The sequence below is a fragment of the Methylobacterium sp. yr668 genome, assembly GCF_900116245.1.
GTDB lineage: Bacteria > Pseudomonadota > Alphaproteobacteria > Rhizobiales > Beijerinckiaceae > Methylobacterium.
The window spans coordinates 94,835-106,025 of record NZ_FOZY01000006.1 but is presented as its reverse complement, the minus strand read 5'-3'; the positions used below and the strand labels follow the sequence as shown (position 1 = coordinate 106,025).

General features: G+C 70.6%; 4 protein-coding genes. 3 read left to right on the top strand and 1 reads right to left on the bottom strand.

The features are described from left to right. The first annotated feature begins 96 nt into the window (after positions 1-96). From BM419_RS09750 to glgB, 3 genes are all read left to right on the top strand, one after another. Positions 97-3,492 (top strand): maltotransferase domain-containing protein, encoded by a 3,396-nt coding sequence (locus BM419_RS09750; protein WP_091926310.1) that lies wholly within the window; start codon positions 97-99, stop codon positions 3,490-3,492. A 149-nt stretch (positions 3,493-3,641) separates the two neighbouring features. Continuing rightward, positions 3,642-6,920, top strand: coding sequence for a maltose alpha-D-glucosyltransferase (treS, locus tag BM419_RS09745; RefSeq protein WP_042672719.1), 3,279 nt, complete (start codon positions 3,642-3,644; stop codon positions 6,918-6,920). Beyond that, the gene (gene glgB, locus BM419_RS09740) at positions 6,917-9,199 is read left to right on the top strand and encodes a 1,4-alpha-glucan branching protein GlgB (protein ID WP_091926309.1); all 2,283 of its coding nucleotides are present in this window, start codon (positions 6,917-6,919) and stop codon (positions 9,197-9,199) included. The genes treS and glgB overlap by 4 nt, the downstream gene beginning before the upstream one ends. Before the next feature lie 264 nt (positions 9,200-9,463). Here the strand turns inward: glgB and glgA are convergent, their stop codons facing one another. After that, positions 9,464-11,002, bottom strand: coding sequence for a glycogen synthase GlgA (glgA, locus tag BM419_RS09735; RefSeq protein WP_091926395.1), 1,539 nt, complete (start codon positions 11,000-11,002; stop codon positions 9,464-9,466). Between the last annotated feature and the right edge of the window lie 189 nt (positions 11,003-11,191).

The window sequence follows — 11,191 nt, the reverse complement described above, 5'->3', positions numbered from 1 at the left end:
GTCACGCGACTCTGCTGAGACACGTCGGACCGGATCGCGCGGCACAGCCCGGCGGTTCGGGCGTTACGACACTGGGAACGGGAGCCGAGAGGCAGCATGAACGCACCGACCAAAGCCGCTGCGACGTCCGGGGCCGCGGCCGTCCTGCCGGCCGCGCTGGCCCCCCGGGCCGAGGGGCCGCGGATCTACAACCTGTTCCCGCTCCTGGTCGGGCGCGTCTCGGACTGGACGGCCGAGCTGCCGCGGATCGCCGCCCTCGGCTTCGACTGGGTCTACCTCAACCCGTTCCACCAGACCGGCGGCTCGCGGAGCCTCTACGCGGTCGCCGACCCCGAGCGCCTCGACGAGCGCTTCCGCGATCCCGACGGCACGCCCGACGACGAGCAGATCCGCCGGTTCTGCACCGCCGCCGCGGCGCTGGGCCTGTCGGTGATGACCGACCTCGTGATCAACCACACCGCCGACAACGCCCGGCTCGCCACCGAGCGGCCCGACCTGTTCATGAAGGAGCCCGACGGCTCGATCATGCACCCGGCCGCCGTCGACCCGGACGACCCGTCGATCCGCACCGTCTGGGGCGACCTGGCCGAGCTCGACTACCACACCCCCTCCGCCCGGGACGAACTCACCCGGATCTGGGGCGCCTACGTGGCGCATCTCCAGGGCCTCGGCGTGAAGGGCTTCCGGTGCGACGCCGCCTACAAGGTGCCGCCGGAGACCTGGCGGGTGCTGATCGGGCAGGCCAAGAGCCAAGACCCCGCCTGCCTGTTCGCCGCCGAGACCCTGGGCTGCACCTTCGAGGAGGCCCGGGCCACGGCCGGCGCCGGCTTCGACTATCTGTTCAACTCCTTCGCGTGGTGGGACCTGAGGAAGCCCTGGGCGCTCGAGCAGTACGAGCGCCTGCGGGTGCTGGCCCCCTCGATCGCCTTCCCCGAGAACCACGACATGACGCGGCTCGCCGCCGAGATCGGCGGCGGCCCGGAGGCGGTGGCGGCGCATCTGCGCACCCGCTACGCGCTCGCGGCCTTCTTCTCGGCCGGCGTGCTCATGCCGATCGGCTACGAGTGGGGCTACCGGCGGGCGCTGCACGTGGTCGAGACCACCCCGCGCGACCGCGAGAATGAGACCGGCATCGACATCTCCGGCTCCATTCGGGCGATCAACGCCCTGCGGGCGGAGCTGCCGGCCGCCAATGTCGAGGGCGCGCAGATCCGGATCTCGGCCCCCGACAGCGATCTGGTGGCGCTCGCCCGCTTCGACACCGGCCACCCGGCCTCGGCGCGGCACGGGTTGATCGTGCTCTACAACCCGACCGACCGGCCGGTGCCGGTCGAGGCCGGCGCGCTCGTCGCCCGCACCGGCGGGATGCTCGGCGTCTTCGTCGACCGGACCCCGGAGGCCGAGCCGATCGCGTTCCATCCCGGCAGCGCCATCGACCTGATGCCGGGCGAGTTGCGCATCCTCGCGGCCAGCGCCCAGGAGGTCGCCCGCCAGCCGGCGCGCGGCACCCCGGACGGGGAGGGAAGGGTGGTGATCGAGGCGGTCAGCCCCGAGATCGACGGCGGTCGCTCGGCGGTGAAGCGGATCGTCGGCGAGTCCCTGCGGGTCGAGGCCGACATCTTCTCCGACGGCCACGAGATCATCGACGCCGCGATCCTGTCGCGGGTCGCCGGCACCGAGGCGTCTGGAGGCGAGACTTGGCGCGAGGACCCGATGGTCTTCGTCGACAACGACCGCTGGGCCGGGCACTTCCCCCTGGAGCGGAACGCCCGCTACGAGTTCACCCTGATCGCGTGGCGCGACGCGTTCTCGTCCTGGGTGCGCGACACCCTGAAGAAGCGCGCCGCCGGCGTCGACGTGCGGCTCGAGACGATCGAGGGCGTGGCGCTCGTCGGGACCGCGGCCTCGCTCGCCCGGACCCGCGGCGGCCGCGACGCCGAGCGCCTCGCCGCGCTCGTGGCCGCGCTCGCCGCCGAGGAGACTGGCTCGGCCGCCCAGCTCGACCGGATCCTCGCCTCCGACGCGTCGAGCCTCGTGCGCCGGAACGCCGAGCGGGTGAACCTGACCCGCTATCCGGTGACTCTTCCGGTGATCGCCGACCGCCTCGCGGCCCGGTTCTCCGCCTGGTACGAGATCTTCCCGCGCTCCCAGTCGATGGACGTGAACCGCCACGGCACCTTCGACGACGTCATCCGGCGCCTGCCCGAGATCCGTGAGCTCGGCTTCGACGTTCTCTATTTCACGCCGATCCACCCCGTGGGTCGGACCAACCGCAAGGGGAAGAACAACACCCTCAAGGCCGAGCCCGGCGATGTCGGCTCGGTCTACGCGGTCGGCGCGGAGGAGGGCGGCCACGAGGCCGTGCATCCCGACCTCGGCACGCTCGCGGATTTCGAGCGGCTGGTCGCGGCGAGCCACACCTACGGCATGGAGATCGCCCTCGACTTCGCGATCCAGTGCTCGCCGGACCATCCCTGGATCAAGAACCACCCGGAATGGTTCGAGTGGCGCCCCGACGGCACCCTGAAATTCGCCGAGAACCCGCCGAAGAAGTACGAGGACATCTCGAACGTCCACTTCTACGGGGGCGCCCTGCCCTCGCTCTGGATCGAGCTGCGCGACATCCTGCTCGGCTGGTGCGCGCGCGGCGTGCGCATCTTCCGGGTCGACAACCCGCACACCAAGCCGATCCCGTTCTGGGAATGGGTGATCGGCGAGGTCAACGGCCGCTACCCGGACGCGATCTTCCTCGCCGAGGCCTTCACCCGGCCGAAGATGATGAAGAAGCTCGCCAAGGCCGGCTACCAGCAGAGCTACACCTACTTCACGTGGCGCAACACCAAGCAGGAGCTCACCGACTACGCCCTGGAGCTGGCCGGCGAGATGGGCGAGTACTACCGCCCCAACTTCTTCGCCAACACCCCCGACATCAACCCGTACTTCCTCCAGACCAGCGGGCGGGCGGGGTTCGTCATCCGCGGCACGCTCGCCGCGACCCTGTCGTCGGTCTACGGCATCTACAACGGCTTCGAGCTGTGCGAGGCCGCGCCGTACCCGGGCAAGGAGGAGTATCTCAACTCCGAGAAATACGAGCTCAAGGCCTGGGACTACGACCGGCCGGGCAACATCCGCGAGCACATCGTCAAGCTCAACAGGATCCGGCGCGAGAATCCCGCTCTCTGGGATTTCCGCAACGTGACCTTCACGGGCGCCTGGAACGACAACATCATCGCCTACGCCAAGGCGACGCCGGAGCGCGACAACTGCGTCTTCACCATGGTCAACCTCGACCCGAAGAACCGCCAGGAATGCACCTACGAGGTGCCGCTCTGGCTGTTCGGCCTGCCCGACGACGGCGCCGTCGAGGTCGAGGACCTGCTCCAGGGCTACACGTTCGAGTTGCGCGGCAAGACCCACCGCATCGCCCTCGATCCGGCCGAGCGATCCTGCGTGATCTGGCGCCTCCGGGCGCCGCGGCGGGTTGCGGGCTGAGGCCGCGCGTGGCACTCGGCCATGGCCCTTGAATGCGGCGGCGGGAATTCCCGTCGCCGACCCTCGCACCCGCGCGGCGGCCCGCCGCCCGCGCCCCGGCCGGGTCCCCCGCCGGTCCCGTCAGACTCGACCGATGAGGCAGCGACGCGATGATCGATCGCAGCGACCCGCAATGGTACCGTGACGCCATCATCTACCAGATCCACGTCAAGTCGTTCTTCGACTCGAACAACGACGGGATCGGGGATTTCGAGGGCCTGACCCAGCGCCTCGACTACGTGCGCGATCTCGGCGTGACGGCGATCTGGCTGATGCCGTTCTATCCCTCGCCGCTGCGCGACGACGGCTACGACATCGCCGATTACCGGGACATCAACCCGTCCTACGGGACCATGGAGGACTTCAAGGCCTTCGTGGAGGCCGCGCACGAGCGCGGTCTGCGGGTCATCACCGAGCTCGTCATCAACCACACCTCGGACCAGCACCCCTGGTTCCAGGCCGCCCGCGAGGCCCCTCCCGGCTCGCCCGAGCGCGACTTCTACGTCTGGTCGGACACCGACGAGCCGTACAAGGACACGCGGATCATCTTCCTCGACACCGAGGCGTCGAACTGGACCTGGGACCCGGTCGCCAAGCAGTATTTCTGGCACCGGTTCTACAGTCACCAGCCGGATCTCAACTTCGACAACCCGAAGGTGCTGGAAGCGGTCATCGACGTGATGCGCTACTGGCTCGACATGGGCGTCGACGGCCTGCGGCTCGACGCGATCCCCTACCTGATCGAGCGCGACGGCACGAACTGCGAGAACCTCGCCGAGACCCACGACGTCATCAAGGCGATCCGCGCCGCGCTGGACGCGAGCTACCCCGACCGGATGCTGCTCGCCGAGGCCAACCAGTGGCCCGAGGAGACCGCGCAGTATTTCGGCGACGGCGACGAGTGCCACATGGCGTTCCACTTCCCGCTGATGCCGCGGATGTACATGGCGATCGCCCGGGAGGACCGGCACCCGATCACCGACATCATGCGCCAGACCCCGGAGATCCCGGAGGGCTGCCAGTGGGCGATCTTCCTGCGCAACCACGACGAGCTGACGCTCGAGATGGTCACGGCCGAGGAGCGTGACTACCTCTGGTCGTTCTACGCCGCCGAGCGGCGCGCCCGGATCAACCTCGGCATCCGCCGCCGCCTCGCGCCGCTCCTCGAGAACGACCGGCGCAAGATCGAGCTGATGAAGTCCCTCGTCCTGTCGATGCCCGGCACGCCGGTGCTCTACTACGGCGACGAGGTCGGCATGGGCGACAACATCTACCTCGGCGACCGCGACGGCGTGCGCACGCCGATGCAGTGGTCGCCCGACCGGAACGGCGGCTTCTCGCGGGCGAACCCGCAGAAGCTGTTCCTGCCGGCGATCCAGGACCCGATCTACGGGTTCGACGCGATCAACGTCGAGGCGCAGACCCAGGCCCAGACGAGCCTGCTGAACTGGACGCGGCGCATGATCGCGATCCGCAACAACAGCGTCGCGCTGGGGCGCGGCACGATCCAGTTCCTGTACCCGTCGAACCGGAAGGTGCTCGCCTGGATCCGCGAGCACGAGGACGAGCGGATCCTGTGCGTGGCGAACCTGTCGCGCGCGCCGCAGGCGGTGCAGCTCGACCTGTCGGAGCTGCGCACCGCGGTGCCGATCGAGCTGACCGGCGGCACCGAGTTCCCGCCGATCGGCGACCTGCCCTACCTGCTGACCCTGCCGTCCTACGGCTTCTACTGGTTCTCCTTGAGCGCCGCCCGGTCGGGGGTGATCGGCCCGCAGCAGGAGCCGCCCGAGCTGTTCACCCTCGTGCTCACCGGCGGGATCGAGACCCTGATGAGCGGGCGCGAGCGCGTCGCCTTCGAGCGCACCGTGGTGCCGCCGTTCCTGACGAGCCGGCGCTGGTTCGGCGCCAAGGGCTCGCGGATCAAGGCCACGAAGGTCGTCGACTGCGCCGCCCTGAAGGACGTCGACGGCAGCGCGCGCTTCCTGCTGCCGCGGCTGCAGGTGCAGCTCGCCAGCGGCGAGACCCAGGAATACTTCGTGCCCGTGGGCGTCGAGGAGGGCCGCGAGGACGAGACCCTCATGCCCTTCGCGGTGGCGCGGGTGCGCCGGGGGCCGCGCACCGGCCTGCTCTACGGGGCGGCCGGCTCCAACGACTTCGCCGCCTGCCTGATCGACGACATGCGGCAGGCCCGCGAGATCCCCACGGAGACCGGGCGGCTCGTCTTCGCCGTCACCTCGGCCTTCGACCCGGACGTCACGGTCGACGTGGCCGACATCCGCCGGCTCTCGGGCGAGCAGAGCAACACCTCGATCGCCATCGGCTCGAAGATGATGCTCAAGCTGCTGCGCCGCCTGCAGCCGGGCCTGCATCCCGAGATCGAGGTCGGGCGCTTCCTCACCGAGAAGGCGGGGTTCTCGAACACCCCCGCCCTGCTCGGCACCCTGGAGCACGTCGCCGAGGACGGCACCCGGACCGCCCTGGCGGTCCTGCAGAAGTTCGTGATGAACCAGGGCGACGCCTGGACCCTGATGCTGGAGGGCCTGCGCCGGGACTTCGAGACCGTGGTGCTCACGCCCGAGAGCGAGGCCGCGACCCCCGAGGAGGCGTTCCAGGCCCACCGGCCCTGGGCCGACCTGCTCGGCCGGCGCACCGCCGAGCTGCACGCGGCGCTCGCCATCGAGACCGACGACCCGGCCTTCGCGGCCGAGCCGTTCACCGGGGACGACCTCGCCGTGCTGGCGCGCGACGCCCGCCACCAGGCCGAGCGCGCCTTCCGGGCGCTCAAGGGCCTCGCCGACCGCGGCCTCGACGCCGGCAAGCCGGCCTGCGCGGAGCTCGGCCAGCGCCGGGGCGAGGTCGAGGCGCTGATCGCCGCGCTCACCGAAGCGCCGGTCCGGGGCGCCCACAAGACCCGCATCCACGGCGACTACCATCTGGGCCAGGTGCTGGTCGCCGAGAACGACCTGATCATCGTCGATTTCGAGGGCGAGCCCTCGCGGCCGGCCGACGAGCGCCGGGCCAAGTCGATGCCCCTGCGGGACGTCGCCGGGCTGATGCGCTCCTTCGCGTACGGCGCCGAGACGGTGATCCGGGAGATCACCGCGCGGTTCGCCGATTCCGAGGAGCGGGCGCGGGACGCGGCGACCGCGTGGCGCGGCATGATCGAGGCGGCGTTCCTCGCCGGCTACGAGACCGCGGTCGAGGGCTCCCGGGCGGCGGTGACCGATCCGGAGAGCCGGACCCGTCTGCTGCGCCTCTGCCTGCTGACCAAGGCGCTCTACGAGGTCGACTACGAGGCCAACAACCGGCCGGACTGGATCGAAATCCCCGCCCGTGGGGTTCTCACCATTCTGGACACGGACGGACACGAGCCCGGAGCATCTGAATGACGGCGATCGACGAGACCTTCGCACGACGGGCCGACCCGGGCACGGGGACGGCGCGGACCGCGGATGTCCCGGGCTCCGGCGCCGCGCAGCCGCCGAGCGTCCACCCGGACGCGGTCGCCGCGCTGATGGCCGCCAACCACGGCGACCCCTTCGCGGTGCTCGGGCCCCACCGGGTCGGGCCGAAGGCCTGGGAGGTGCGCGCCGTGCTGCCCGAGGCGCGGGCCGCCACCCTGGTGATGGACGGCCGCACCGCGCCCTTCGAGAAGCGCCATCCGGACGGGTTCTGGGTCGCCAAGGTCGAGGGCGAGCACCGGCCGCTCTACGAGATCGAGGTCGAGTCCTGGGACGGGACGAAGCGCCGCCGCTACGACCCCTACGGCTTCGGCTCCTCGATCGAGCAGTACGACGTGGCGGCGCTCCGCGAGGTTGGCACCAACCTCGTCTACCGGATGCTCGGCGCGCAGTCGGGGCAGCTCGACGGCATCGACGGCTTCCGCTTCGCCGTCTGGGCGCCCAACGCCCGCAAGGTCAGCGTCGTCGGCGACTTCAACGACTGGGACGGGCGGCGCCACCCGATGCGCCTCTGGCAGGACGGCGGCATCTGGGAGCTGTTCGTGCCGGGCCTCAAGGCCGGCGTGCGCTACAAGTTCGAGATCCGCGGCCCCGACGGGTCCCTGGTGCCGCTCAAGGCCGACCCGGTCGCCTTCGCGGCCCAGCACCCGCCGGAGACCGCCTCGGTCACCCACGGGACGGGCGACTTCGACTGGCGCGATTCCGGCTGGATGAGCACCCGCGGCGCCAAGGACCCGCGCCACGCGGCGATCTCGATCTACGAGGTCCATCTCGGCTCCTGGGCGCGGGTGCCCGAGGAGGGCAACCGCTACCTCACCTACAAGGAACTCGGCGACCGGCTGATCCCCTACGTCAAGGATCTGGGCTTCACCCATATCGAGATGCTGCCGATCACCGAGTTCCCGTTCGACGGGTCCTGGGGCTATCAGCCGGTCTCGCTGTTCGCGCCGACGAGCCGCTTCGGAAGCCCTGAGGACTTCGCGGCCTTCGTGGACGCGGCCCACGAGGCCGGCATCGGCGTGCTGCTCGACTGGGTGCCGGGCCACTTCCCGCTCGACGCCCACGGGCTCGGCCTGTTCGACGGCACCCACCTCTACGAGCACGCCGACCCGCGCCAGGGCTTCCACCAGGACTGGGGCACCTACATCTACAATTTCGGGCGGACCGAGGTCGCGACGTTCCTCGCCGCCAACGCCCGGTTCTGGCTGGAGCACTACCACCTCGACGGCCTGCGCGTGGATGCCGTGGCGTCGATGCTCTACCTCGACTACTCGCGCCGCCAGGGCGAGTGGATCCCGAACCGCTATGGCGGCAACGAGAACCTCGACGCCATCGACTTCCTGCGCAAGACCAACGAGGCGACCTACAGCCACGCCCCGGGGACGATCACGGTGGCGGAGGAATCGACCTCCTGGCCGGGCGTCTCGCACCCGACCTACACGGGCGGCCTCGGCTTCGGCTTCAAGTGGAACATGGGCTGGATGCACGACACCCTGCATTTCATGCAGGAGGATCCGATCCATCGCCGCTACCACCACCACAACCTGACCTTCGGGCTGCTCTACGCCTTCTCGGAGAATTTCATCCTGCCGCTCTCCCACGACGAGGTCGTGCACGGGAAGGGCTCGCTGCTCGGCAAGATGCCGGGCGACCGCTGGCAGAAATTCGCGAATCTCCGGGCCTATTACGGCTTCATGTGGGGGCATCCCGGCAAGAAGCTGCTGTTCATGGGCGGCGAGTTCGGCCAGGAGCGGGAGTGGAACCACGACAACAGCCTGGACTGGCACCTCCTGGACGATCCTCTGCACAAGGGTGTCCAGAGCGTGATCCGCGACCTGAACCGGCTCTACGTCTCGACCCCGGCCCTCTACGGCCGCGACGTCGAGCATACCGGCTTCCAGTGGCTGGTGGCGGACGACCAGGACAACAGCGTCATCGCCTGGGCCCGCAAGGGTGCCAAGCCCGGCGAGGTGGCGATCGTGGTGTCGAACTTCACGCCGGTGCCGCGCGAGGGCTACCGGATCGGCGTGCCGAAGGCGGGTTTCTATCGCGAGGCGTTCAACTCGGATGCCGGGGTCTACGGTGGGTCCAACCTGGGCAACCAGGGCGGCCGCCACACCGACGATCAGGCGAGCCACGGCCAGGGTCAGAGCCTGTCGCTGACCCTGCCGCCGCTCGCCACGATGATCTTCCTGCTGGAGGAGTGAGGAGACTTTCGCCTTCGCCCAGGCGTCACCGCGTCGTCCCGGGGCCGCGCAGCGGAGCCCGGGATCCAGGCCCGCCGGCGGTCAAGGTCCGCACCGATGGCGGTCCGGGTTGCCCCCCTCCGGCATATCCGTCCGGGTCCGGCTGCGACGCCCCGGGACGACGGGCGCGGTGAAGCGGCGCGAGGGGAAGCGCCCGCGCCGTTGGCAGAGATGATCTGACCCGACCGGACCTCCCCGCCCCGCAGGGGGGCCCGCGAGAAATCCCTACGCCGCCCGCCAGCGCAGCCCGACGCTGTTGCCGATGGCCCGGCCGTAGAGCCCGGCATAGTCCTCGGCGGCCCGGTCCCAGCCGAAATGGGCCGCCATGGCCCGCCGCCGCATGGCGTTGAGGCGCTTCTTCTGGCCGAAGGCCTCCAGCGCCCGCCGCACCGCCGCCCCGAAGGAGGCGGCCGAAGCCTCCCCGAAGGTGAAGCCCGTCACGCCGTCCTCGACCGTGTCGGCGAGGCCGCCGGTCCGGCGCACGATCGGCAGGGAGCCGAAGCGCTGCGCGTACATCTGGGCGAGGCCGCAGGGCTCGAAGCGCGAGGGCATCAGCAGGAAGTCGCTGCCGGCGAACATCCGCCGGGCCTGCGCCTCCTCGAAGCCGACATGCACGCCGACCGCGTCGGGATGGCGCTGGGCGAGGCCGCGGAGCGCCTGCTCGAACCGGCCCTCGCCCTGGCCGATCACCACGAGCTGGCCGCCCCCGGCCACGATGGTCTCGGCCGCCTGCAGGCTCAGGTCGATGCCCTTCTGGTGCACGAGGCGCGACACGATAGCGAAGAGCGGCCCGCGGGAGACCGCGAGGCCGAATTGCTGGCGCACCGCCTCGGTGTTGGCGCGCTTGCCCTTCCAGTCGTCGATCTCGAAGCGCGTGGCGAGGTGCGGGTCGGTGGTCGGATCCCAGCTCTCGTCGATGCCGTTCAGGATGCCGGCGAGCCGGCCCTGGCCGGCGCGGGTGCGCAGCAGCCCGTCGAGGCCGCAGCCCAGCTCGGGCGTCTGGATCTCCCGCGCGTAGGTCTCGCTCACCGTGGTGACCTGCGAGGCGTAGAAGATGCCGGCCTTCAGGAAGGAGAGCTGTCCGTAGAACTCGGCGCCGTCGACCTGGAAGGCCGCGTCCGGCACGCCGAGCCGGGGCAGGGCGTCCCGGGGGAACAGGCCCTGGTAGGCGAGGTTGTGGATGGTCAGCACGCTCGGGACCCGCCGGCCGCGCCACGCGAGATAGGCCGGCGCCAGGGCCGCCTGCCAGTCGTTGAGGTGCAGGATGTCGGCCGCCCAGTCGGGATCGGCGCCGGTGGCGAGGTCCGCCGCCGCGAGGCTGAGGCGGGCGAAGCGCAGGTCGTTGTCGCCGAAATCGCCGTGCTGGTCGCCGTAGGGCGTGCCGTCGCGCTCGTAGAGGTCGGGGCTGAGCAGGACGTAGATCCGCAGGCCGTCGGCCGCCTCGACCAGGCCGAGGTCGCAGGCGGGAATGCCCGCGAAGCCCTCGAGGCGGGCGACGACCGGGATCTCCGGGAAGGCGGCCCGGACCTGCCGGTAGCCCGGGATCAGGACGCGGATGTCGTAGTGCGGGACCAGGGCCCGGGGCAGGGCGGCCGAGACCTCGCCGAGGCCGCCGGTCTTCACGAAATCCGCCATCTCGGGCGTCGCGTAGAGGATGCGGCGGCGCAGCGAGGCCGGCCGGGCCGGAACCGGTACGGGACCGACGCCGTTCCCCTCGCCGGACGACCACTCGGCGAAGGGACCACCACGGCGCGCATCGAGCATCAGCATTGATCCTGGCCGGGCGGAATGCCCCGGTCTGGCAGTCGACCGGGCAGGCACGGCTGTCACGATCTCAACCACGGCCAATGCTCCTTCGCCGCGACGGTTCCGTTGCGACGCACAAAATAGGCCACCGTGGTGATTAAGCGTCACTTACCTATGTGGCATCGCAGCGAGAAATCGCGCCGCCAC

What these genes read in the sequence shown, in the direction of transcription:
- glgA (WP_091926395.1), bottom strand. Translation starts at nt 11,002, where the DNA reads ATGCTCGATGCGCGCCGTGGTGGTCCCTTCGCCGAGTGGTCGTCCGGC.
- treS (WP_042672719.1), top strand. Translation starts at nt 3,642, where the DNA reads ATGATCGATCGCAGCGACCCGCAATGGTACCGTGACGCCATCATCTAC.
- BM419_RS09750 (WP_091926310.1), top strand. Translation starts at nt 97, where the DNA reads ATGAACGCACCGACCAAAGCCGCTGCGACGTCCGGGGCCGCGGCCGTC.
- glgB (WP_091926309.1), top strand. Translation starts at nt 6,917, where the DNA reads ATGACGGCGATCGACGAGACCTTCGCACGACGGGCCGACCCGGGCACG.